This window comes from Pseudomonas sp. PS01270 (assembly GCF_029959775.1).
GTDB lineage: Bacteria > Pseudomonadota > Gammaproteobacteria > Pseudomonadales > Pseudomonadaceae > Aquipseudomonas > Aquipseudomonas atacamensis.
The window spans coordinates 17482-41466 of record NZ_JASCPT010000028.1 but is presented as its reverse complement, the minus strand read 5'-3'; the positions used below and the strand labels follow the sequence as shown (position 1 = coordinate 41466).

The following is a 23985-nucleotide window of genomic DNA, read 5'->3' as shown; positions in this document are numbered from 1 at the left end:
AGTGACATGACCACAGCAAACATCCTTGGCAACCTGTTCCCTTCGGTCAGCGACATCCCGGAAAAATATCGCCTCGACGCTCAGGTCGAGCAGCGTGAATACCTGGTCGATGGTCAATTGCGCCGCTGGGACGGCCCTCTCGCGCAGGTGCGCAGCCCGGTTTATCTGAAAAGCGCAAACGGCGAAGAACAGGTGATCCTCGGCAGCACGCCGCTGCTGGATGCCGACACCGCCCTCACCGCTCTCGACGCTGCCGTTCGCGCTTACGATCGCGGCCAAGGTCTGTGGCCGACCATGCGCGTGGCCGAGCGCATCCAGCATGTCGAAGCGTTTCTCGGCCGCATGCGCGAGCAGCGCGAGGCCGTGGTCAAGCTGCTGATGTGGGAGATCGGCAAGAACCTCAAGGACTCGGAAAAAGAGTTCGATCGCACCTGCGATTACATCGTTGACACCATCAACGCATTGAAAGAACTCGACCGCCGCTCCAGCCGCTTCGAGCTGGAGCAGGACACCCTCGGCCAGATCCGCCGCGTGCCGCTCGGCGTCGCCTTGTGCATGGGGCCTTACAACTACCCGCTGAACGAAACCTTCACCACGCTGATTCCGGCGCTGATCATGGGCAACACCGTAGTGTTCAAACCGGCCAAGCTCGGCGTGCTGCTGATTCGGCCGTTGCTCGAAGCCTTCCGCGACAGCTTCCCGAGCGGCGTGATCAACGTCATCTATGGCAGCGGCCGTGAGACCGTCAGCGCTTTGATGGCCAGCGGCAAGATCGACATCTTCGCCTTCATCGGCACCAACAAGGCTGCCAGTGACCTGAAGAAGCTGCACCCAAAACCACACCGTTTGCGCGCTGCCCTCGGTCTGGATGCCAAGAACCCGGGCATCGTCTTGCCCGAAGTCGATCTCGACAACGCCGTCAGCGAGGCCGTCACCGGTTCGCTGTCGTTCAACGGCCAGCGCTGCACCGCACTGAAAATCCTCTTCGTGCATGAAGACGTGGTCGACAGTTTCATCGAGAAATTCAACGCCAAGCTGGCCACGCTGAAACCGGGCATGCCCTGGGACAGCGGCGTGGCGCTGACGCCGCTGCCGGAGTCGGGCAAGGTCGATTATCTGCATGGTCTGGTCGCGGATGCGCAAAGCAAAGGCGCCCAGGTGGTCAACCCGAATGGTGGCGAGTCCCATGCCTCGTTCTTCTACCCGGCAGTGCTCTATCCGGTGAACCCGCAGATGCGCGTGTATCAGGAAGAACAGTTCGGCCCGGTCGTGCCCATCGTGCCGTACCGCCACCTCGATACCGTGATTGACTATGTGCTGGAATCCGATTTCGGCCAGCAGTTGAGCATCTTCGGCACCAACCCGGTGGCGGTCGGCCGGCTGGTCGACACTTTCGCCAACCAGGTCGGGCGGATCAACCTCAACGCCCAGTGCCAGCGCGGCCCGGACACTTACCCGTTCAACGGTCGCAAGAACTCCGCCGAAGGCACGCTCTCGGTTCACGATGCATTGCGGGTGTTTTCGATTCGTACGCTGGTGGCGACCAAATTCCAGGAGAGCAACAAGGACCTGATCAGCGAGATCATTCGCGGGCGTGATTCGAGTTTCCTGACCACCGATTACATCTTTTGACGGGTGATCGGCAGGATTAATGATCCTGCCGATCCGTCAGCCCCCCGGCGATTCAGTGACTACACTCAGCCCAGCATTGCTGGATGCCCGGGAGGCTGACCATGCTCGATTACTTCGCATTGGGTCTGTTGGTTTTTGTCGGTCTCGTGCTGTTTTACGGGATCATCGTGCTGCATGACATCCCGTACGAGATCGCTGTCCACCGCAACCACCCACACCAGGACGCAATCCATGCCACGGGCTGGGTCAGCCTGTTTACCCTGCATGCGCTGTGGCCGTTTCTGTGGATCTGGGCGATGGCCTATCGCGAGGATCGCGGTTGGGGTTTTGGCGATGGCAAACCCATTCAGAATCACGTCAATCAACTGGAGCAGCAGGTCGTCGAGCTGCAAGCCAGGATCGAGCGGCTCGAAGCGCAGTCGCCGGTTGCGCCTCAATCTGACAGCCGGGGGATCTGAGCATGGATCTGTTGCTCATCCTCACGTATGCCGCGCTCTGCGTCGCGATTTTCAAGATCTTCCGTATTCCGCTGAACAAATGGACGGTGCCCACCGCTGTTCTGGGTGGCGTGCTGATCGTCGGCGCGCTGATTTTCACCATGAACTACAACCATCCCTATTCCGAAGTGGCGCGCTCCTACTTTGTCTCGGTGCCGGTCATTCCGATCGTCAGCGGCCAGGTTATCGACGTGCCGGTAAAGGGCAACGAACCCCTGGAAAAAGGCGACGTGCTGTTCCGCATCGATCCCACGCCTTTCCAGAACCGCCTGAAATCGCTGAAGGCGCAACTGGTTGCAGCCAAGGGCGACCGCTACCGCATCACCGAACTGATTCGCCGCAACTTCGGCACCCAGCGTGAACTGGATGCGGCCATTGCCCGCACCGACGATCTGCAGGCGCAACTGGACAATGCGCAGTTCGAGCTGGACAACACTGTGGTTCGAGCGCCGAGCAAAGGCTTCGTCACCCACGTTTCGCTGCGCCCGGGAATGATGGCGAGCAAGCTGCCGCTGCGCCCGTCGATGGTGTTTATTCCGCAGGAAGGTCAGTACTTCGCCGCTTGGATGCGTCAGAACAGCCTGCTGCGTCTGACCGTGGGCGACGAGGCCGAAGTCGCCTTCGATGGCATTCCCGGCAAAGTCTTCGCGGGGCGAGTGAAAAGCGTTATCGGGGTGATCGCAGAGGGCCAGGTGCAACCTTCCGGTACCCTGATCAGCTACACCGGCTCGCCACCGGCCGGACGGGTGCCAGTGATCATTGAAATCACTGACCCGGCGTTCGCCGAATACAGCGCGCTCATGCCGGGCGGCGCCTACGGGCAAGCGGCGCTGTACAGTCAGCACTTTCATCACATCGGCGCGATGCGCAAAATCCTGCTGCGCATGTCCGCCTGGATGAATTACATTTTCCCCTTCCATTGATTTGACTGACTCACGAGGTTCGCACTGACTACTTACAGCACCCACCGCCTGCCACCGCTGTTGCGCCGTATCCTGCGTCCGCTGCTGGACCCGTATCGGCGCTACCGTCACGCCCGACTGATCCATTCCGTGCGGGTGGCGCTGGGGTTGCTGGCGACGATTCTGCTGACCACTGGCATCAATCTGCCCCACGGCGAATGGGCATCGGTGACCATGCTGGTGGTGATCGGCGGTTTGCAGCACCACGGCAACATCGGCAAAAAAGCCGCCGAGCGCGCTATCGGCACCCTGATCGGCGCGGGGGTCGGATTGGCCCTAGTGGCGCAGCACGCCTGGCTGGGCATGCCGTGGCTGACCTATTTTTCCATGGCCGTGGTGTGCGGTTTTTTCTCGTATCACGCGATCGGCAAGGGCGGCTACACCGCCCTGCTCTCCGCCATCACGGTGTTCATCGTCGCCGGGCATGGCGACAACCCGATCACCGATGGTCTGTGGCGCGGCGTCGACATCCTGATCGGCATCGCCCTCGCCCTGGCGTTTTCCTTCGCCCTGCCGCTGTACGCGGTCTACTCGTGGCGTTACAACCTCGCCGACGCCTTGCGCGACTGCGCCACAGTGTACGGGCGCATCATCAACGGTGAAGCGGTCAGCGCCGACGAGCATGTGCGGCTGATGAGCAAAGTCGGCGCGGTGATGGTGCAATTGCGCTCGCTGATGCCGTCGGTGTCCAAGGAAGTGAAAATCTCCATGACCGAGCTCGACGCGATTCAGCGCAACCTGCGCATGTGCATCAGCACGCTGGAGATCCTCGGCAATATCCGCCCCAACGCAAGCGACCCGCAGGCCACGGCATATCTGCAAACGGCACTGAAGGCTGAGCACCGGCAGATTCGTGTGCAGCTGATCGGCATGGCTCGCGCGTTGAAAACCGGGGCCTCGCAACGGCTGGAGCGACCGATGGAGCTGCCAGCAGCGGACCTTGATGCGCCAGTCGCCAATACGCTCGACGGCTACCGGATGCTGACCCGGCAACTGGCGGCCAATATCAGCGAGATGCGCCAGCGCTTGGCAGCAACCGCACCGCGCTGGAACATCTGATCCTTATTGTGCCGCCAGCCGCCGGGCTTTCCAGCCCCAACCTTGTTGCATGCCGGCGGCGGCCAGCAGGATCGCCGCCACGCCGATCCACTGCAGCAATTGGAGGCGATGGCCGAAGGCGAACCAGTCAACGAAAATTGCCGCGATCGGATAGATAAAGGACAGCGCGCCGGTCAATGCCGTCGGCAATTTTTGAATCGCGCCGTACAGCAAGACGTACATCAGACCGGTGTGCACGATCCCGAGAGTCAGCAGACTGGCCCACGCATCGGCGCCCGCCGGCAACGCATCGAAATGCGCAAAAGGCGCGAGCAACAGCACACCGGTGCAGACTTGAATCAGCGCGATCAGGTGCGGCGGCGTGCCGGTCAGGCGCTTGATGATCAGTGCCGCGATCGCATACAGAAACGCCGCGCCCAACGCCAGGGCAATTCCCATCAAGTAATCGTTATCCTCCTCGCCTTGCGTGCCATGGGCGCTGACGATCGCCAGCATGCCCATGAACGAAATCGCCAGCCAGAACAGCTTCTGCAGGGTAATTTTCTCGCCGAGGAACAACGCCGCCAGGCCGACCAGCATGAATGGCTGCACGTTATAGACTGCGGTGCCGATGGCAATCGAGGCGCGGGAATAGGATGCGAACAGCAGCACCCAATTGCCGACAATCGCCATGCCACTGAGCACCGCCAGCAGAAACGTTGTGCGGGTCAGCATTCCCGGACGCAGGAAGCCGAACGCGGCGCAGACCAACAGCAAGGTGCCGGCGCCGAACACGCAGCGCCAGAACACCACGTCGAGCACCGGTTGCCCGGACACCAGCACAAACCAGCCGATCGTCCCCGATATCAGCATGGCGGCGGTCATTTCCAGCGAGCCGCGGCGGATTGCGTTGTCCATCATCTTCTCCTGAGGTTGTGTCTGAAGCATGGCAAAAGTATGCCAAGCGCACCTCGCGCTGCTCCAGCGCATAAAGCAGGCTAAACTTGGTTTTTGCCTTTTTTATCGAGGGTGATTTGCGTCCTTTGCCTAATCCGGAGTTTGAATGTGACTGACGATATCGATCAGATCCTTATCAGCGCGCTGATGGAAGACTCGCGGCGCTCGCTCAAAGCGCTGGCGCAGATCAGCGGCCTGTCATCGCCTAGCGTGGCAGAGCGGTTGCGGCGCCTGGAAGAGCGCGGCGTGCTCAAGGGCTACACGGTGGAGATCGATCCGAAATGCTTCGGCTATCAGTTGCAGGCGATCGTCCGTGTGCGGCCGCTGCCAGGGCAATTGCAGGAGGTTGAGCGGCAGATCATGTCGATTCCGGAGTTCACCGAGTGCGACAAGGTCACCGGTGACGACTGTTTTATCGCCCGCCTGCACGTGCGCTCGATGGAACAGCTCGATACCCTGCTAGACCGACTGAATACGTTGGCCGAAACCAACACCGCGATCGTCAAGAAGACCCCGGTCAAGCGACGCCTGCCACCGATGGCGTAGGTGTCTTTTACCAATGATCAGGGTAGATTGGGGTTTTTCGCGGCTAAGGAATGGCGCTATGAAAATTCAGGCAATACTGCTCGCGGCCCTGCTGCTCGGCGGTTGTGGCACGATTCAAACGGTGGCGCGCGACGACCAGGCTGCCATTGACGGGCTCAAGCAGCAGAAAAGCTATTGCGGCGCGGTACCGAGAATCTACAGCGGCCTCGCTTATGACTTCTGCACGCTGAACGCTCCGCTGGCCTCAGGCATCGATCCCGATGATCACCGCAACGCGGCCATTCCGGTGGTGCTGGTGGACGCCGTGGTGTCCGGCGCGCTCGATACTTTGCTGCTGCCCTACACGATCTACCGTCAGCAAGTGGACGGCAGCATCGTCATCAACTGAGCAGACACTTTTCTCCAGACGATAAAAAACCCGCCGAAGCGGGTTTTTTATTGCAGCCATTACGATCAGTCGTCGCGGCTCATGATGCCGAACAGTTGCAGCAGGCTGACGAACAGGTTGTAGATCGATACATACAGGCTGATGGTCGCCATGATGTAGTTGCGCTCGCCGCCGTGGATGATCGCGCTGGTCTGGAACAGAATGCAGACCGACGAGAACAGCACGAAGCCGGCGCTGATCGCCAGTTGCAGGCCGCTGATCTGGAAGAAGAAGCTCGCCAGCGTAGCGCCCAGCAGGACAAAGAAACCGGCGGTGATGAAGCCACCGAGGAAGCTCATGTCCTTGCGGGTGATCAGCACGTAGGCCGACAGACCACCGAACACCAGCGCGGTCATGGCGAACGCCGAGCTGACCACTTCAGCGCCGCCCTGCATGCCCAGGTAACGGTTGAGGATCGGGCCGAGCAGGAAACCCATGAAACCGGTCAACGCAAAGGCGGACACCAGGCCCCACGCGGAATCACGGAGTTTGTTGGTGAGGAAGAACAGCCCGTAGAAGCCGATCAGCACCACGAAAATGTTCGGATAGCCGACACGCATCTGCTGGGCTACGAAGGCCATCACACCGCTGAATGCGAGGGTCAGAGCCAAGAGACCATAAGTGTTGCGCAGGACGCGGCTAACCTCTAGCTGCTCAGCCTGCACGCTGTTATTAACTGCGTAATCCTGTTCGCGCATGGCGACACTCCTGTTGGTTTGAAACGTTCAGTCGCAAAGATCATAACAGACGCTCTGTAACAAGCCATGCAGAGAGTTTGACAGTGTGTTTCATTCAGGTATTATGGCGCCCGCAACGCAAACGGAGGTGTGGCCGAGTGGTTTAAGGCAACGGTCTTGAAAACCGTCGACTGTAACAGGTCCATGAGTTCGAATCCCATCGCCTCCGCCATCTTATGTACAACAAAGCCCTGATTACTCAGGGCTTTGTCGTTTCTGCGAGACATGTTTGCACAGCAGCGTTTGCGCATCTGTTGAGTCATTTCACAGCAGTGCCTCGTACACCTGAGGCGCTGCTGTCCAGATAGCCAATGTGTACTCGCTCAGCCAAGCGACTCAAAGACAGCCTCCGCACGCTGTTGCACCGGCGCCTGAGGTCTGCGCATTTGCTGCCAGGCGAGCTGCGCCTGGATCTTGGCCACCGAATCCAGCACTTTCTGCGCCCAGCGATCATCCTCGGGATGCACCACGACCACCCGGAAGCCATGATCCTTGCCTTCAATCTGCACGCCTTCGGAGTCATCGACATGCAAGTCGATATCGAACGCTGGCGGATACTTGGAAGGCGAATTCGACATTCCGTGCGCCGTCAGGGCACGGTTGTGCAGCACACTGTTGACCACGCCGTCGACGCGGATGCCATAAAGCGCCAACCAACGCCTGATATAGGACGGCGTGCGCCCGGATGAGGTGTAGACCCAGACACTGCAATCCTGGCGACGCAGCTCTCGGATCAGCGATCGCGTGCCCATCCGCAACGGCTCACCCAACCAGCGATGAATACAGGCCGGTAGTCGACTGTTCTCGACCGCGCAGTGATGAAGCTGGCAAGCGAGCGTGTCATCGATATCGAACGAAATCCGTATGCGCTGACGTTCGAACAACTGCGGCAAAGCCCAGCGGACAGCCTGCCCTGCCCGGCTGCCGAAGGTTTTCAATCTGGCAAATGCTGGAGCCCAGCTCATCAATTACTACTCTGCGAGAGAGGCAAAGGCTTGCCTTTGAGAAAGAACTTCATTGGATCGGGCGCCTGTTCTTCCAGGAATGCTGCATATTTTTTCTTGATCTTGGGCAATTCGTACAACGCCTTGACGCCATGCTTGGCGGAGTTGCGGATGACCGAAGACGGGTTGAAATAGCCCTCGGCGTTTTCCAGGGTCAACACGAATGGAGGCAGCCCCGCCCGCATGAGCAGGTAGCTGACAATCAGCGAGCCACTGCGGTTGTTGCCTTCGATAAACAGCTGCGGCTTGCTCAGAATGCGCACATAGACACCCGCTGCACGCTTCCAGACTGACTCACTGCGATAAGCGCAATACCAGTTGTACAAGTCCTTGATGCCGCCCTCAACATTGTTGAAGAAATGCGCCTCGGTGGCTGCCAGATGCTGGGCGTATTCCAGCCGGCGCGCCGGATCCCGGCCACAAAGCACTGTGGCATTGATCTCCAGCATCAGGTTCAGTTGCTGCAGATCGAACAGGTCGACGCCGCGGGCAACATATTCGTCAACCAACGCATAGCCTTCAAGCATATTGTGCAGAACTTCGTCAGTGAACGGGTCCCGGGGCTCGGTGAAGTGCCGGCTGAGTTCGGTGAAACGGCTCTGCACTTTCCGCAGCGCGCGTTCAATCGCAGGCAAATCAAGGCGATGCGTGGCAGGCATTGGAGCTCCTTGGAAACGCTTGGTAAATGTCCACCGATGCCCGCCAAATCCATTTGGCTTGTGCAGGTAGGCGGCCGTGACCGGTGCTGTGACTTAGCTGAACTTGCCGCTGATGTAATCGCCGGTCATCTGTTCACGCGGGTTGTCGAAGATCTGCGCCGTCGGGCCCATCTCGACCAGATAACCGGTGCGTGTGCCCTGGGAAATATCCACCGAGAAAAACGCCGTGGTGTCAGCAACACGGATGGCTTGCTGCATGTTGTGGGTCACCAGTGCGATGGTGTAGTCCTTCTTCAACTCGACCATCAATTCTTCGACGCGTCGGGTGGCGATCGGGTCGAGTGCCGAACAAGGCTCATCCAGCAGCAGGACTTCCGGCTCAGTGGCGATCGCCCGGGCGATACACAGGCGTTGTTGCTGGCCACCGGAGAGCGACAGGCCGCTGACCTTGAGCTTGTCCTTGACTTCGTCCCACAGCGCGGCGCCTTGCAGCGCATGCTTGACGCGGTCGCCGATATCGCCCTTGTAGCGGTTGAGGCGAAGACCAAACGCCACGTTGTCGAAGATGCTCATCGAGAACGGGTTAGGCTGTTGAAACACCATGCCGATGTAGCGGCGCACGACCACCGGATCGACGCCCTTGCCGTAGACGTCCTGCCCGAGGAAATGCACATGGCCCTCGAAACGAAAGCCCTTCACCAGATCGTTCATGCGGTTGAGGCTGCGCAGCACGGTGCTTTTGCCGCAGCCTGAGGGACCGATGAATCCGGTGATCTTGTTTTTCTCGATGGGCACGTGGCTGTCACGTACTGCCATGAAGTTGCCGTAGAAAATCTTGTCCAGTTTGCAGTCCATGACTACAGGCGCCTGGGTGACAAAAGGAGCGGCAATTTGCGCAGTGGATACGTTCAAAATCAGATGCTCCCGTTCTTAATACTTGGGCTTGCCGAAGATCCGGCTGATGATGTTCACGAACAGCACGATCATCACCAGCACCAACGAGGCCGCCCATGCGAGCTCGAGCTGGTTATCGAAAGGCATGCCGGAGAAGTTGTAGATCAGCACCGCCAATGAGGCAGTCGGATTCATGACATCGAGATTGCCCTGGTGGTAGATCCAGTAGTTGCTGAACAGCGCGGTAAACAACAGCGGTGCCGTCTCGCCTGCGGCACGCGCCACGGCGAGCATCACGCCAGTCAGGATCGCCGGCATGCCGGTCGGCAAGATGATCTTCCAGATGACCTGCGAGCGAGTGCAGCCCATGCCATAAGCAGCATCTTTCATGATCTTGGGCACCATCCGCATCGACTCTTCGGCGGTCAGCACCACGATAGGCAGCATCAGGACGGCGAGCGCCACGCCACCTGCCGGTGCCGAATACGTGCCGGTGGTCATCACTACCAAGGCGTAGGCAAATACACCTGCCAGGATTGATGGCAGGCCCGTAAGCATCTTGGCGGCAAAACGCGCGGCGTTCCCCAGCTTGCTGTCCGGCCCCAGTTCAGCCAGAAAAATGGCCGCCATGATCCCGACCGGCACCGCGATCGCTGCCGCGATACCGACCATCACAAAGGTACCCGCCATCGCGTTGCCGAAACCGCCGCCCATCTCGAAGCCGGTCGGCGGCAGTTCGGTAAAGACTTCCAGGTTCAGACGCGCGCCACCACGAGTGATCAGCATGTAGAGCACGGAAATCAGCGGCACGCTGGCCAGCAAAGCACCTGCCCAGACCAGGGTGGTCAGGATCAGGCTGCGCAGCGCACGGCCTTCGAATCTGCGTTGCAAGCTGGGCATCGCACCGGTTGGCGCCGTCAGGTCTGTTGCTGCGGTCAGATCAGTCATCACTTGTTACCCCGTTGGGCGTACATCATGATCATCGAGCCGAAAATGTTGACGATGAGCGTAATCAACATCAGCACCAGCGCGGCATACATCAACACCTCGATCTCGTTCGGTCCGGCTTCGGGGAAGTTCAGCGCCAGCAGAGCGGCAAGCGTGTTGGCCGGTGCAAACAGCGAGAGGGAAATGTTGTTGGCATTGCCGACCAGCATGGCCAGCGCCATCGTTTCACCCAACGCGCGCCCCAGGCCCAGCACCAGAGAGCCGAAAATGCCGGTGGCGGCCGAAGGCACCATCACCTTGAGAATCGCTTCCCAATGGGTTGTGCCCATGCCGTACGCGGCCTGTTTGGTTTTCATCGGCACAGCCGTCAGCGCGTCCTGCGAAACGGCGGCAATGGTCGGCAGAATCATGATCGCGAGCACCAGCGCTGCGGGCAGCAGGCCCGGACCGCTCAGGGACGTGCCGAAAAAAGGTATCCAGCCCAGTTCGCTGTTCAACCAGGTCGTCAGCGGCCGAATTGCCGGAATCACCACATAGATCCCCCACAGGCCATAGACCACGCTGGGAATGGCTGCGAGCAGTTCGACGATGGTGCGAAACAGCGCAGCGAGCTTGGTCGGCAGGAAATCCTGGGTCAGGAAAATCGCCATGCTCACGCCAAAAACACCGGCGATCAGCAACGCGATCAAGGCGCTGTAAAGCGTGCCCCAGATGGCTGGCAGAATGCCGTATTTGCCTTGGTTGACGTCCCATACGCTGCCCAGAAGCACATCGAAGCCGTGCTTCTCCATACCGGGAAGTGCCTTGCGTCCGACTTCGAACACCAGTGCAAATACCAGCGCCAGAATCAGTACCACACCGATGCGCGCCAGCGCGCGGAAGGTGCGATCAACCAGGAAATCCTTCGTCGAGGGTGGCTGGCAGGCAGAGTCGGGATTAACCGGTACGACAAAAGGTTTGTTCATGGGCTAAGTCCGGAACAGGGGGAAAACTCTCCCGGCGTGGCGCAGACGCACACGCCGAGAGAGACCTCACGGCGTTACTGAATGTTGGCGGACGCTTTGCGAACCTGTTCGACGACCGATTGCGGCAACGGGATGTAACCCATCGAATCGGCAATCTTCTGCCCCTCGGTCAGGCTGTATTCGACCATTTCACGCATGGCCTTGGCCTTGGCCGGGTTGCCATTGTCCTTGCGGAAAATCATCCAGGTATAAGAGGTGATCGGATAGGACTTGGCACCGTCCGGATCAGGCAGCCAGGCCACCAGGTTTTCCGGCATCTTCACCGCCGCCAAGGCCTCGGCACCGCTTTCGGCGTTTGGCACGACGTAATTGCCAGCCTTGTTCTGCAACTGCGCGAAGTCGACCTTGGCCAGCTTGGCGAAGCCATATTCGATGTAACCAATCGCACCAGGGGTCTGGCGTACGGTAGCGGTTACGCCATCGTTTTTTGGCGATTTGATGAACTTGTCACTGGCCGGCCAGTTGACGGTGTTGCCCTCACCCAACGCCTGCTTGAACTCGGCGTTGACGGTTGCCAGGTGCTTGGTGAATACCGCGGTCGTACCGCTGGAATCTGCACGCACGACAACCGTGATCGGCGTATCGGAGAGTTTCAGGTCCGGGTTGGCTGCGACGATCTGCGGATCGTTCCAGCGCGTGATCTTGCCCAGGAAAATGTTGGAATAGACGTCGCGTGGCAGCTTCAGACCCTTGGGATTGCCCGGCAGGTTATAGGCCAGCACGATTTCACCGGCGGTCATTGGCAGCAACTGCACGCCTTCGGCGACCTTGGCGATATCTTCGTCTTTCATTGCCGAGTCACTGGCAGCGAAATCCACGGTTTTGTTCAAGAAGTCCTGTACGCCCGCGCCACTGCCCTTGGATTGGTAATCGACAGTGACGCCATCGGATTTCTTGCTGAAATCCTTGAACCAGGTCAGATAGATCGGCGCCGGGAAACTTGCTCCGGACCCCGTCAGGCGAACATTTTCTGCTGCAAAGGAGGCCGAGGTGGCACAAAGAGATACCGCAATGGCGAGCGCAGCAGACTTCATCAAACTTTTCATTAAATGACACCTAGTGATTACGGGCTCCCGAACTCTGCAGCAGTTTTGTGACGATTTCATGAAAGCAAAGTGGCAAGCGTTACCCTCATGGTCCGCAGCAGCGCCTATGGATGTAATCGGCTTCCGGGTTTCGAAAAATCGAATCTTCCTGTGCCGGGCTTGTCACTACCCCCTGATCCCGAGCAGTCACGTGCCAGGTTCACATTGCAAAAACGCTACTTTTCCCCAGCCTTTATGGCCCTCAACCGGAAATGGCGTTAGCATTTCACTCATTCGGCTGAACAAGCCTGTTTATTCAGATCAGGGTCGCATTGTGGAAAAGCTAAAACGCCTTCAAAGCGGGATCGAAGGGCTCGACGCGCTGCTTCAGGGGGGCTTTGTCGCCGGCGCTTCATACATCATTCAAGGGCGCCCGGGCTCCGGCAAGACCATCCTTGCCAACCAGCTAGGGTTTCACCATGCCCGCAACGGCGGCCGTGTGCTGGTCGCCACGTTGCTGGCCGAGTCCCACGACCGCCTGTTCCAGTTCCTGTCGACCATGAGTTTTTTCGACGCTTCGCGAGTCGGCGCGGAAATTCAGTTTGTCAGCGCATTCGATACGCTGGAAAACGAAGGCCTCGATGAAGTCGTGAAGCTGCTGCGACGTGAAATCACTCGGCAGAAGGCGACCGTCATGGTCGTCGACGGCCTGCTCAATGCACGCTCCAAAGCCGACTCGCCGATCGACACGAAAAAATTCATCTCCGAACTGCAAGGCCATGCCGCATTTGCTGGTTGCACCGTGCTGTTCCTGACCAGCTCGCGCCTGGACGACGGCAGCCCCGAGCACACGATGGTCGACGGCGTCATCGAAATGGGTGAAGAGCTGTTCGGTACCCGTTCGGTGCGCCGCATTCATTTGCGCAAAACTCGCGGCAGCGGTGCGTTGACCGGTCTGCACGAATGTGAAATCACCGATAACGGCCTGGTCGTCTACCCGCGCCTCGAAAGTCTCTACAAGCGCCCTTCCGCCCCCGACAGCGCGGACATGACTCGCATTCCAAGCGGCATTGCGTCGCTCGACAAGATCTTCGGTGGCGGCTTGCACAGCTCCAGCGTCACGCTGGTCATGGGGCCTTCCGGCATCGGCAAAACCACGCTGGGCCTGAAGTTTCTCGCGCAATCTACGGCCGAAGCGCCTGGCCTGCATTTCGGTTTCTATGAAAGCCCGCAGCGCCTGCGCCTGAAAGGCCGTTCGCTGGGCATCGATATTGAACACATGGAACACAGCGGCGCATTGAGCATTGCCTGGCAGCCAACTACCGAAGGCTTGCTGGACGGCCTCGGCGCACGCCTGCTGAGCCTGGTCGATGAGAAAGGCATCAAGCGCCTGTTCATCGATAGCCTGAGCGGCATGACACGGGTGTCAACCACACCGGAACGCATCACCGACTTTTTCAGTGCATTGATGAACGAACTGCGGTCCAGAGGCGTGACGGTCTTTGCCTCCTGGGAAATGCGCGATTTGTTCGGCTCCGAAGTCAGCGCACCGAACTCTGACCTGTCCAGTATTGTCGACAACCTGATCCTCATGCGTTTCTTTGAGAATCACGCTGAACTTCGCAGGACGCTTTCCATTCTTAAGGTACGTGATAGCTCCTACAACCCGTCGCGGTTCGAGGTGGTTGTCCGTGATCAAGATGTGTTCCTGGAAAAGGCTTTGAAAAATGAACCTTCAGTCGCAGCTGAGTCATTGCCTGGTTCAATTTCGTAAGTCTTCAAGCGGGTTGAAATAACATGACCACCATTCTGGTAGTCGACGACGAGTATCTGATTGCTGACATTCTTGGCTTTGCGCTAGAGGATGAGGGCTTCATGACTGTGACCGCGAGCAATGGCAAGAAGGCTCTCGAAGTGCTGGAAAGAGAACGTCCAGCCCTGGTCATCACTGACTTCATGATGCCGGTCATGGACGGCCTCGAATTCGCCGAAGCCGTGCGTGCCCAGCCGTCCGTCAAACACTTGCCGATCATTCTCATGAGTGGCGCGCAAGCGCACATCGGCATGCAGCGCTCGGATCTGTTTGATGTGGTGGTGCCCAAGCCGTTTGATATTGCGGTGATTGTGGGTGAGGTAAAGAGGCTGTTGGCGACGGAGTAGTCCGTCGCTGACGCCAGTCTTTTACAGCCAGCTTTCAGTTTTCCACGGATGCTCACGCCACTTGTTCTGAAAAAACTCGATGAACACTCGTATCCGTGGACTCAAATGCTTGCGATCCGAATAAAGCAGGTAGATCGGCTCGACCACACCCGTTTTGAAATCCTCAAGCAACGGCACCAGTGTTCCCGCTTTTACATCAAGCCCGATATGAAAGTCCGCAAGCTTCACCACGCCAGCGCCTGACAGCGCCATGTCGCGCAACAGATCGCCTTGAGAAAAAAAGACGCGCTGGCGGTCACCGGTACCGAGACGCCGTCTCCATCCTGCAAAAACGACCATTTGTTCCACGGGCTGACGAAGCTGAAATTGAAGCAACGATGATTCAGCAAATCTGCGGGTGTGGTTGGTGTGCCGTGTACGGCCAGGTACTGGGGCGAGGCACAGATCAGCCATTCACATTCGCCGATGCGTCTGGCAATGCGTGATGAGCTGGGCAATACGCCGCTGTGGATGGCGATATCGAGCCCTTGCTCGAAGTGATCGACGAATTGCGCGCCGAGTTGGATCTCAACGTCCAGTGAGGGATACAAATCCAGAAATTCCGGTAGCCACGGCACGATCTGGTGTTTGGCGAAAGAGGTCATGGTGTGGATGCGCAGGGTGCCACTGACCCTGGAGGGCAACGCCTCGGCCAGCGAGTCCGCCTCGTTCATGGCTTCGACGACGGCTTTGGCGCTGCGCAGGTAAGCGGCGCCCTCCTCGGTCAGCGTCAGCACGCGTGAGCCGCGCTGGAACAGCCGGACCTGCAAGCGATCTTCCAGGCGAGTGATCAGTTTGCTGACCGCTGATGGCGTCAGGTGATGGGCGCGCGCGGCAGCAGAAAAACTTCCACATTCGGTAGACCAGATAAAAGCGAGTAGCTGCGAATAATTGTCCATGGCCGGTCCTGGCGAAAAGCTTGAAGGCATGTTGTCTCAACGCTCATGAAAAAGCGCGCCGAAGCGCGCTTTTTCCTGGGGTCCGGGTCAGCGAATGAACTGTTCGATGTAGTCGTCCGGCAAACCCAGCGTCTTGTAATGCGCTCGGGCGGCTTCAAGCTTGGTGAACACATCTTCGTAACCCACGGCAACGCCCTGCGGATCGACGTAAGTGTAGCCACCCTGCACGTGGAACCAGGTGATCATTTCACTCACATCCTCGGGGACGAACAGGGTATGCGTTTCACCGGGCGGCTCATAGGCAAAAGACCCCTCCTCCGCGACCCAGTCATGCTCCAGGTAGTACCAGCGACCCTTGAGCACGATCGCATGCACGCCGCCGGTATGGCGGTGACGCGACAGCACGCCGGCCTGACGCACCCGCAACAGGTTGATGTAATAGCCGCCGCTGGTGTTGAGCAGCAATGGCTTGAAGGAGACAGATTTCGTTACCGGCACCCACAGCGCATCGTCTTCGAGCCACTGCGTCATGACGCCCGGATGCACCATGTCGGGCGTCATGAAGGGAACTTGCGGCAACTGGTACGCAATGGCGAGCTCATCAGGTTTAACAGGAGTATTCATAGTCAGGCCTCTAGGTTTTCTTGACGAACTCACAGCACTTGATTGCGCCAGGATTTCGCTTGAGGGAAAGGTTATGGCGTCGCGGTACGGGAGAAAACAGCTACTTGGTCACACCTGTTGTGACGCAGGATCACAGTGTCGGGGCGGGTTCGCGCAGACTCTGACCAGCCGTGAACCAAGGCTGTCAGCCGCCGCCAATCCTTCCACCAGGCGCTGGTAGTTCAAGGGCGGTTGCATGTTTCTGGCGTAAGCCGCCGATAAGGTTGCGTCCACGAGAATATTGATCTGCGCCGTCGTCAACGGCGTGCGCTGACCCAGTTCAGCGAACGTCACGGGCAGCTTCACCGCGTGCAGCAGACGCGCGACCTGTTCAATCTCTTCGACCGGTCGCGCCTCCACCGCCATCTGCACCAGCGTGCCGAACGCTACCAGTTCGCCGTGCAGCATCGACGCCATCGCCGGTATCGCGGTCAGCCCCCGAACCAGGGCATGGGACAGTGACAAACCACCGCTCTCGAAACCGACACCGCTAATCAGCACGGTGCCTTCGATGACCCGCTCGACATCATCGGTGAGTTCATGTCGACACACCGCCTGATAAGCCGGGACGCCGTACTGCATCAGCGTGTCGAAAACCAGGTTGGTGAGCATCAACGCGGTGTGCAGAGGCGGTGTGCCGAAAGAGTTGTGGCCGCCGGCGGCGTAGCACTGTCGGGCTTCGAATTTCTTGCTGATGGCATCGCCGATCCCGGCCGCGAAGAACCGTGCCGGCGCCTGAACGATGACCTCTGTATCGACAATCACCGCAGCGGGATTCATCTTCAGAAACTCCACGCCCACCACTTTGTGCTCTTCGTCGTAAAGCACGATCAGCCGACTCGTTGGCGCGTCACTTGAAGCGATCGTGGGGCAGACAATGATCGGCACGTCGAGATTGGCCGCCAGCCCCTTCGCCGTATCGATGGTCTTGCCACCGCCCAGCGCAATGATCGTGTCGGGGGCGTGCAGCAATGCCTGCTCGGATAACTGCGCAATGGCAGCGCGCGTGCACTCGCCGGGAAACTCGATGTGCAACGGTTCCAATCCCTGGTCCTGCAACGCGGCGCCAACCTGCGGCCATAGATGCCGGGCGACAAACTCATCGCAAAGCACCAGCGGCCGTGATCGACCCATGTCGCTCAGCACTCTGCCCAATTGTTGCAATGCATTCGGACCCTGCTCGTAGCGCCCGGGAAATCCCATCGTTTTAACCATGACAAACGTCCTCGCAAGAAGTCATCAGCGCATCAACCAGCCGCCCGCGACATCAACCACCTGGCCGGTAATGAAGTCGCTTTCACTCGACGTGAGAAAACACGCCGCCCTTGCCACCTCAAGCGGTGTGCCCAGCCTGCGCAGCGGTGTCTCGTCGACCACGGCTTGATTGGCCTGGGCTGATACGGTCTTGAGCAATGGCGTTTCGATTCGTCCCGGTGCCAGCGCATTGGCGGTGATACCGAACGGCCCGAGTTCGCCGGCCAGGTGGCGGGTAAAGCCGATGATTGCGGCTTTGGTCGCACTGTAGTGCGCTGCGACAATCGGCAAGAACGCGCTGCCCGCCACCGAAGACATATTGACGATGCGCCCGAACCGGCGCTCGACCATGCCGGGCGCGAGCACTCGCACCAGGTTGAAGGAGCCATTGAGGTTGATATCGACAACCCGCTGCCACTCATCCGGTGCCATGGTCCAGATCGGCGCGGGTGCGCCGTGGTGTTTGGGCGAAATGCCGGCGTTGTTGATCAGGGTATCAATGGGGCCGAGCTCACCTTGCACGCGCTCGCAGGCAGCAGCGCAGTCTTGAAAACTCGCGACATCAGCCTGCGCCCACGCGACCGCAAAACCCGCATCACGCAACGCCCCGGCCTGCTGTTGCACCTTGTCGACATCAGCGTCGAGCAGCGCCACGGCTGCACCTTCTTCGCAATACAACCGCGCGATCGCCGCACCGATGCCGCCACCGGCGCCGGTGACCATTACGGTGCGCCCGGCGTGTCTGGAATGAGTCATGACCTTCTCTCGCTTGCAGATGAATGGACTGGGTCAGAGCCCCAGATAAGCACGCTTGACGTGCGGGTTTTCCAGCAGTTCCTGGCCGGTGCCGCTGAGCACCACTTCGCCGTTCTCCAGCACGTAACCTCGATGAGCAATGCGCAGCGTATGAACGATGTTCTGCTCGACGATCAACACGGTGGTGCCCAACTGGAGAATCCTGTTGATGATCTCGAAGACCTGCGACACCAGCAGCGGCGACAGGCCCAGCGACGGCTCATCAAACATCAACAATTTCGGCTCGGCCATCAGGCCCCGGGCGATGGCAACCATTTGTTGTTCGCCGCCCGACAGTGTCCCGGCGTTCTGATCAAGACGTTCGCGCACCCTCGGAAACAGATCGAGAATATTGTCCAGACGCTGCCTGTAGCCCGCTCGTGCACTGCGTTTGTAGGCGCCCATCAAGAGGTTGTCGCGCACGCTGATGAAGGGAAACAACTGGCGCCCCTCCGGTATCAGTGTCAGGCCCGCGTCGACAATCTGATCGGGGCGATTGCCATCGATGCGCTGGCCTTCGAATTCGATCGTGCCTTGGGACGGTGTGACGATGCCGCACAAGCTGCGCAGGGTCGTGGTTTTGCCGGCGCCGTTGGCGCCGACGATAGTCACCACCTCACCGGCATTGACCTCGAAGGACACGCCACGAAGGATCTCCGTACCGCCATAGCCGCTGTGGACGTTGTCGAGTTTAAGCATGGCTGTACTCCTTACCGAGGTAGGCTTCGATAACCTGAGGATCGTTGATCACATCGTGAGGCGCGCCCTGCATCAGCAGCGTGCCGGAACTGATCACGACGATGCGGTCAGAAAGGCTCATGGTGGCTTGCATCAAGTGCTCGATCATCAACACGCTGACACCCGAATCACGCACCCGGCGAATGACTGCGATGGCCTTGGCAACATCCGTCGGGTTGAGGCCGGCCATGACCTCGTCGAGCAGCAGGATGCGCGGGCGCGTCGCCAGGGCGCGGGCCATTTCCAGGCGCTTCATGCCGCCGACCGTCAAGTTGCGCGCCCGGGTGTCGAGCAGCGCGGTGAGTTCGGTCAGCTCGGCGACTTGCTCGGCGATCGCCCTCGCCTCCTTCGCGTCGGCGGTGTGCATGAATGCACCGAGCATGATGTTTTCGCAGACACTCAAATCAGCGAATGGCTGGACGATCTGAAAGGTCCGGCCAATGCCTGCCCTGGCGAACTCGGCCGGGCTGTTCGGGGTGACCCAGTCGCCATTGAGCAGGCGCACTTTCACTTGGCCTTTGGACGGCAGGAGAAATCCGGAGAGCTGGTTGAACACCGTAGTTTTGCCGGCGCCATTCGGGCCGATCACACCCACGATTTCGCCTTCGGCCAAGCTCAGCGAAACATCGTTGGTAGCGTGCAGTCCGCCAAAGAACTTGTGCAGGTTTTCTGCGACCAGAACCGGCTCACCGTGCGTGGCCGAGTGGGCTTGCGCCAAGGTCGGCCCGATCGGTGCTTCTATATTTGCCATCGGACGACGGCCGCCGGGCAATGAGTCGATCCAGGCAAATATCCGGGCCCCAAAACGCCCCACCACGCCTTGCGGAATAGTCAGCACCACCACGACCAGCACGATGCCATAGACCAGACCGTGCACCCCGCTGCCCAGATCGCCAAGCCAGCCGCGTGCCAGTTCAGCCAGCGGCAGCACGAGCAAAGTGCCGATCAGCGGTCCCGATACCGTGCCCAGTCCACCAATCAACGCGAACATGGCGATCTGAATCGACATCTCGAGAGAAAACATCGAGCCGGGTTCGATGAAGGTCAGGTACATCGCATGAAAGCTGCCGACCAGGCTGGTGATAAATGCGGACAACACCACGGCGATCAGCTTGACCTTGACCGAGTTCACGCCCACCGCATGGGCGGCGTCTTCACGCTCACGCACGGCGATCAGGTAATAACCCAGTCGGGAATTCTTGATCTTCCACGACACTGCCAATGTGATGAGCAGAAACGCGAAGGCGATCAGCAGGTATGGCCAGCGCGGGCGGAACAACATCCACTCGAAACCGAGCTTCAGCGGTACGCCCAGCCCTGCCGCACCACCGGTCACGTCATGCTGATTGATCGCCACCAGACGCACGACCTCCAGCACCGCAATGGTCGCCAAGGCAAAAAACGGCCCGCGCAATCTGAAGCACGGCCAACTGATCAGCACCGCGACAATCGACGACAGGATTGCGCCAGCGAACATGCCGATCCATGGACTGATGCCCAGTTTCATCATCAGCAGCGTCGTCGTGTAAGCGCCCACCCCATAGAACACGGCATGCCCCAACGACAGCTGGCCGGCAAACCCGCCGACGATGTTCCAGGCACTGGCCAGTGCCGCATAACTGCATATGAGGATGAACAGGTGATAAATGAACGGCGAGCCAACGCTCAATGGAATGATCAGTAACAGCGCCAGGGCCAGTGCACTGACATAGACACGCGGGTGCAAAATATTCATGAACATCTTCCTCACTCAGACCCGCGACCGGCGCCGAAAAGACCTGTCGGACGAAACACCAGGATGCCAAGGAAAATCGTGAAGTAGACGACCTCCTTGAGGTCCGGCGCGATGTAGTAACCGGCGAGACTGTCGACGATGCCGATCAGCATTGAGCCGATCAGTGCGCCGGACAGGCTGCCCAGGCCGCCCAGCACCACAATCACAAACGCCGTCAGCACGAAGAAAGTGCCAACGGTTGGAAAGACCGGATATTGCGGGGCGATCAGTCCCGAGGCGACGCCCAGGCAGGCGCAACCCAGGCCGAAGGCAAACACATAGATGTTTTTGACGTTGACACCCATCAGTTGCGCCGCGTTGCGATGCTGTGCAGTAGCGCGGACAGCCCGGCCGAGAAATGTGTTCTGCAAAAACCAGTGCAGCCCCGCGACCAGTGCGAGCGACGCGACAAACGTGATCAACTGACCGCTGCTGACGCGAAAGGCGCCGAAGCTGACGGTCGTGGTACCGACGCTGATGTTCTTCACCGTCATGACGTCGGCACCGAAGATCAGCAACGCGCCGTTCATCAGGGCAATCGAGACGCCGACGGTGGCGAAAATCTGGATATGTCCCTCGGCGCCAAGCAACGGCTGGATGATGAAACGCTGCATTGCCGCACCAGCGGCAAACAACAGGATCGTCGCAGGAATGATCGCCATATACGGGTGGATGCCGAAGTGCGAATTCAGCAAGTACACGGCATACAGGCCGATCATCAGAAACTCGCCATGGGCGAAGTTGACCACACGCACGATGCCGAAAATCAGAGTCAGGCCGATGCTGATGATGGCCAGCGTGCCACCGAGCAATAAGCCGTTTAACAGGAGCTGGATGAAAATTTCCACGGTTGGCGCCCTCTTTGCGAGCGAACGAACCCGTGAAGCTCAATGATCAAGCTTCAGCAGATTGCGGGGTTCAGGTATCAGGGTTGGTCGGAAAAACGCGCTTGGGCAACGGCGGCTGCCTGGGGGTAAACGGTTTTCAGCAGTCCGTTCTGCCACTGCATGATTGCCGTATTGGCGCGCTGGTTCTGGCCGTTCTTGCCGAACCTGGCACCGATGCCGGCAGCCGTGCCGCCGAGAGGAATATCGATGGTTGCCACCGAGGCACGGATCGCATCGGCGTCCAGCGAAGTACTGTTTTCCATGGCATCGAGGAATATCTTCGCCCCGACATAGTTGATCAGGCTGTGGCCCGAGCGCGGTTCGCTGCCGTAGCGATCCTTGTATGCCTTGGCGAACGCACCGATACCGGGAGCGCCGTTTTCATTGGTCTGGAACTGTGGAAAATCGACATCGAGCACGCCTTCCATATTGGCTGCGCCGACGACCTTGACCGTGTCCTGCATGGAATAGCCGCCGCCGGCGCCGACAACGGCTTTGGGCCTGAAACCGGCTTCGCGGATCTGGCGGAAAAACAGCGTCGTGTCGTTCTGATAACTGGTCTGCAATACCACATCCGCCTGGGCGCCTTTCAAACGCAGGATCAGCGATGAGAGATCGACCGCTTTGGCCGAATACGGTAGTACCTCGACCACGTTCAGACCTTGCTCCTGAGCGATTTTTTTCTGAAACCCGGCGATGGTCGTACCGTACAGCGCATCCTCGTGGATGATCGCGACCTTCAATTGTTTCGGATCGACCTTGAGCGACGGGCTGACAATGTCCGTGATGGCGGTGATGGTGCCCTCGGCAAAATTCCTGGCAGTCGGGTTGCTGCGCATCACGTAGCTCAGATCACGCTCAGTGATGTGGTCGGACACCGCACCCAATTCGAAAAAGGGCACCCCCGCCATCTCCGTCACCTGCGTGGCCGCAAATGACAGCGCCGAGGAATAGCTGCCAAATACAGCAGTGACGTTCTCAACAGAGGTGAGCCGGCGCGCGGCACCGACCGCTTGTCCCGCATCGACTGCGTCGGCCTTGAGCAATTTGATCGGCTCGCCCTTCAACCCGCCCGAGGCATTTCGTTCGGCGACGGCCAGTTCGAGGCCACGGTAGCTCTCGTCGCCCAGCAACGCCAGGGATCCACTCAGGGGATAAAGCGCACCGATCCTGATGTCCGCGAGCGCGGCGACCGGGGTGGACAGGCAAAGCAGGATGCCGGCAGCTTTCAGCCAGCTTTTCGCGGTAGCCGCCACGGCCACGACTTCCTCTTGAGCGAGTCTCATTGGATTCATCTCCCGCAGATATTGTTTTTATTGTTCCTTCAAGTGATCCGTGCCGAGCACAGACATCGTCGGATTACAGTGGCAATGAAACGGCAGTTTCTGCGCCACTGTTTGCAAGAGTACGGCTCGCCAAGATTGGCTGGATATAGCTGAAAAAGCACACCTGCTGTGAATTTTCGGCACAGCTCCTATGGGGGCTGATCAGTCCCAAGGCGCCGGTGACCACGCTTCCACCAGCCTGTCGATGAACAGGCGAATCTTCGGCGACAGGTGTCGCTTGCTCGGGTAAATCACCCGGATCGGCTCGGCAGCCTCGGCGTACTCAGCGAGCAACTGCACGAGCTTGCCACTGCGCAGGTCACCGTTGACCACATAGGATGGCAACGTCGCGATACCGAGGCCTGCCGCAGTCGCCTGATGCAAGGCTTCGGCGCTGTCCATTTGCAGCCGTCCGGCATGAATGACCGGCACAGGCTGACCATTGACGCGAAAATTCCACGGCAGCAATCGGCCACCGCTGACGAAGTGCAGGCACGCATGCCCGGCGAGATCTTCGGGTGTCTGCGGTGCCGGATGTTCATTCAGATAATCGGGCGAGGCACAGGTGATCATTTGCTGGTAAGCCACCGTGCGCGTGAGTAGCCCGGAGTCTTCCTTGGGCGGACCGATGCGAATCGCCACATCGAAACCCTCGTCGATCAGGTCGACCAGTCGATCGGAAAACGTCGCATCGATGGCGAGCGACGGCCAGTCTCTCAGGCAGCGCTCGATGTGCTGTACAACGTGCAGCCGGCCCAGTGCTACCGGCAGGCTCATGCGCAAGCGGCCGCTGGGCGTCGAACGGCGGAACGCCAAAGCCTCTTCGACCTCGTCCAGATCCTGCAGGATGCCCACACATCGCTCATACAGCACCCGACCATCGTCGGTCAGGCTCAGGCTGCGGGTGGTGCGGTTGAGCAGGCGGACCTGCAGACGTGATTCGAGCCGCACGATCGATTTACCGACGGCCGAGCGGGTCAGCCCGAGTTGCCTGGCCGCCGCCGTAAAACTTCCGGTATCCACCGAGGCGACGAAGGCGGCGATGTCGTTCAGGTTATGCAGTTCCATGTGGCCTCCGGGTTTGGCATTCAAGCGGCTTG

Annotated in this window: 26 protein-coding genes and 1 tRNA gene; 9 read left to right on the top strand and 18 right to left on the bottom strand. The window is 59.3% G+C overall.

From position 1 onward, the window contains the following. The first annotated feature begins 6 nt into the window (after positions 1-6). From QMX86_RS11215 to QMX86_RS11200, 4 genes are all read left to right on the top strand, one after another. Entirely contained in the window at positions 7-1632 is a 1626-nt protein-coding gene (locus QMX86_RS11215; RefSeq protein ID WP_282382679.1) for an NADP-dependent glyceraldehyde-3-phosphate dehydrogenase, read from the top strand. A 101-nt stretch (positions 1633-1733) separates the two neighbouring features. Then, the gene (locus QMX86_RS11210; protein WP_016774599.1) at positions 1734-2090 is read left to right on the top strand and encodes a DUF3302 domain-containing protein; all 357 of its coding nucleotides are present in this window, start codon (positions 1734-1736) and stop codon (positions 2088-2090) included. 2 nt (positions 2091-2092) lie between these two features. Further along, on the top strand, positions 2093-3052 hold the full coding sequence (locus QMX86_RS11205; RefSeq protein ID WP_071172330.1) for an HlyD family secretion protein: 960 nt from the start codon (positions 2093-2095) through the stop codon (positions 3050-3052). A 57-nt stretch (positions 3053-3109) separates the two neighbouring features. After that, positions 3110-4150 (top strand): FUSC family protein, encoded by a 1041-nt coding sequence (locus QMX86_RS11200; RefSeq protein WP_282382824.1) that lies wholly within the window; start codon positions 3110-3112, stop codon positions 4148-4150. Positions 4151-4153: 3 nt separating this feature from the next. Here the strand turns inward: QMX86_RS11200 and QMX86_RS11195 are convergent, their stop codons facing one another. After that, the gene (locus QMX86_RS11195) at positions 4154-5047 is read right to left on the bottom strand and encodes a DMT family transporter (protein ID WP_282382682.1); all 894 of its coding nucleotides are present in this window, start codon (positions 5045-5047) and stop codon (positions 4154-4156) included. 147 nt (positions 5048-5194) lie between these two features. On the opposite strand from QMX86_RS11195, the gene QMX86_RS11190 reads away from it, so the two are divergent. Further along, the gene (locus tag QMX86_RS11190; RefSeq protein WP_056785725.1) at positions 5195-5632 is read left to right on the top strand and encodes an Lrp/AsnC family transcriptional regulator; all 438 of its coding nucleotides are present in this window, start codon (positions 5195-5197) and stop codon (positions 5630-5632) included. A gap of 58 nt (positions 5633-5690) precedes the next feature. Beyond that, positions 5691-6020 (top strand): YceK/YidQ family lipoprotein, encoded by a 330-nt coding sequence (locus QMX86_RS11185; protein WP_024012842.1) that lies wholly within the window; start codon positions 5691-5693, stop codon positions 6018-6020. 65 nt (positions 6021-6085) lie between these two features. Here QMX86_RS11185 and QMX86_RS11180 read toward each other — a convergent pair whose 3' ends face one another. Beyond that, positions 6086-6757 carry a Bax inhibitor-1/YccA family protein gene (locus tag QMX86_RS11180; RefSeq protein ID WP_008006561.1) on the bottom strand — a complete coding sequence of 224 codons (672 nt, stop codon included), beginning with the start codon at positions 6755-6757 and terminating at the stop codon, positions 6086-6088. 123 nt (positions 6758-6880) lie between these two features. Here QMX86_RS11180 and QMX86_RS11175 point away from each other — a divergent pair. Continuing rightward, positions 6881-6968, top strand: a tRNA-Ser gene (locus QMX86_RS11175). Positions 6969-7119: 151 nt separating this feature from the next. Here the strand turns inward: QMX86_RS11175 and QMX86_RS11170 are convergent. The 6 genes from QMX86_RS11170 to pstS all read right to left on the bottom strand — a co-directional run bounded on the left by QMX86_RS11170 (position 7120) and on the right by pstS (position 12372). Beyond that, on the bottom strand, positions 7120-7761 hold the full coding sequence (locus QMX86_RS11170; protein ID WP_282382685.1) for a hypothetical protein: 642 nt from the start codon (positions 7759-7761) through the stop codon (positions 7120-7122). After that, on the bottom strand, positions 7761-8459 hold the full coding sequence (locus QMX86_RS11165; RefSeq protein ID WP_282382687.1) for a hypothetical protein: 699 nt from the start codon (positions 8457-8459) through the stop codon (positions 7761-7763). The genes QMX86_RS11170 and QMX86_RS11165 overlap by 1 nt, the downstream gene beginning before the upstream one ends. A 93-nt stretch (positions 8460-8552) precedes the next feature. Next, positions 8553-9314 carry a phosphate ABC transporter ATP-binding protein PstB gene (gene pstB, locus QMX86_RS11160; protein ID WP_016774591.1) on the bottom strand — a complete coding sequence of 254 codons (762 nt, stop codon included), beginning with the start codon at positions 9312-9314 and terminating at the stop codon, positions 8553-8555. Between the two features lie 75 nt (positions 9315-9389). Beyond that, complete coding sequence (gene pstA, locus QMX86_RS11155; RefSeq protein WP_016774590.1) at positions 9390-10301, bottom strand: phosphate ABC transporter permease PstA; 912 nt, start codon at positions 10299-10301, stop codon at positions 9390-9392. Beyond that, positions 10301-11266: a phosphate ABC transporter permease subunit PstC gene (pstC, locus tag QMX86_RS11150; RefSeq protein WP_073474631.1), complete on the bottom strand. Its 966-nt coding sequence runs from the start codon at positions 11264-11266 to the stop codon at positions 10301-10303. The genes pstA and pstC overlap by 1 nt, the downstream gene beginning before the upstream one ends. Before the next feature lie 74 nt (positions 11267-11340). Beyond that, a complete protein-coding gene (pstS, locus tag QMX86_RS11145) occupies positions 11341-12372 on the bottom strand; it encodes a phosphate ABC transporter substrate-binding protein PstS (RefSeq protein ID WP_051600442.1) in 1032 nt (343 codons plus the stop codon). A gap of 313 nt (positions 12373-12685) precedes the next feature. Between pstS and QMX86_RS11140 the strand changes: the two genes are divergently transcribed. Further along, entirely contained in the window at positions 12686-14125 is a 1440-nt protein-coding gene (locus QMX86_RS11140) for an ATPase domain-containing protein (RefSeq protein WP_280035893.1), read from the top strand. Positions 14126-14148: 23 nt separating this feature from the next. Next, entirely contained in the window at positions 14149-14511 is a 363-nt protein-coding gene (locus QMX86_RS11135; protein WP_071172326.1) for a response regulator, read from the top strand. A 21-nt stretch (positions 14512-14532) separates the two neighbouring features. Here the strand turns inward: QMX86_RS11135 and QMX86_RS11130 are convergent, their stop codons facing one another. The 10 genes from QMX86_RS11130 to QMX86_RS11085 all read right to left on the bottom strand — a co-directional run bounded on the left by QMX86_RS11130 (position 14533) and on the right by QMX86_RS11085 (position 23953). Beyond that, positions 14533-14850: a LysR substrate-binding domain-containing protein gene (locus QMX86_RS11130; protein ID WP_282382692.1), complete on the bottom strand. Its 318-nt coding sequence runs from the start codon at positions 14848-14850 to the stop codon at positions 14533-14535. Further along, positions 14736-15449, bottom strand: coding sequence for a LysR family transcriptional regulator (locus tag QMX86_RS11125; protein ID WP_282382693.1), 714 nt, complete (start codon positions 15447-15449; stop codon positions 14736-14738). Before QMX86_RS11125 ends, QMX86_RS11130 begins: the two co-directional genes overlap by 115 nt. Positions 15450-15536: 87 nt before the next feature. Beyond that, entirely contained in the window at positions 15537-16073 is a 537-nt protein-coding gene (locus QMX86_RS11120; protein WP_024012829.1) for a 2,4'-dihydroxyacetophenone dioxygenase family protein, read from the bottom strand. Between the two features lie 108 nt (positions 16074-16181). Further along, positions 16182-17327: a glycerol dehydrogenase gene (locus QMX86_RS11115; RefSeq protein ID WP_282382695.1), complete on the bottom strand. Its 1146-nt coding sequence runs from the start codon at positions 17325-17327 to the stop codon at positions 16182-16184. Positions 17328-17351: 24 nt separating this feature from the next. Further along, a complete protein-coding gene (locus QMX86_RS11110; RefSeq protein ID WP_282382698.1) occupies positions 17352-18122 on the bottom strand; it encodes an SDR family NAD(P)-dependent oxidoreductase in 771 nt (256 codons plus the stop codon). 33 nt (positions 18123-18155) lie between these two features. After that, positions 18156-18860, bottom strand: coding sequence for an ABC transporter ATP-binding protein (locus QMX86_RS11105; protein WP_073474647.1), 705 nt, complete (start codon positions 18858-18860; stop codon positions 18156-18158). After that, on the bottom strand, positions 18853-20634 hold the full coding sequence (locus QMX86_RS11100; protein ID WP_282382703.1) for a branched-chain amino acid ABC transporter ATP-binding protein/permease: 1782 nt from the start codon (positions 20632-20634) through the stop codon (positions 18853-18855). The genes QMX86_RS11105 and QMX86_RS11100 overlap by 8 nt, the downstream gene beginning before the upstream one ends. An 11-nt stretch (positions 20635-20645) precedes the next feature. Further along, positions 20646-21521, bottom strand: a complete 876-nt coding sequence (locus QMX86_RS11095) for a branched-chain amino acid ABC transporter permease (RefSeq protein WP_024012825.1) — start codon at positions 21519-21521, stop codon at positions 20646-20648. Between the two features lie 77 nt (positions 21522-21598). Next, positions 21599-22846, bottom strand: a complete 1248-nt coding sequence (locus tag QMX86_RS11090; RefSeq protein WP_282382704.1) for an ABC transporter substrate-binding protein — start codon at positions 22844-22846, stop codon at positions 21599-21601. Between the two features lie 201 nt (positions 22847-23047). Beyond that, positions 23048-23953: a LysR family transcriptional regulator gene (locus QMX86_RS11085; RefSeq protein ID WP_282382706.1), complete on the bottom strand. Its 906-nt coding sequence runs from the start codon at positions 23951-23953 to the stop codon at positions 23048-23050. Positions 23954-23985: the final 32 nt, after the last annotated feature.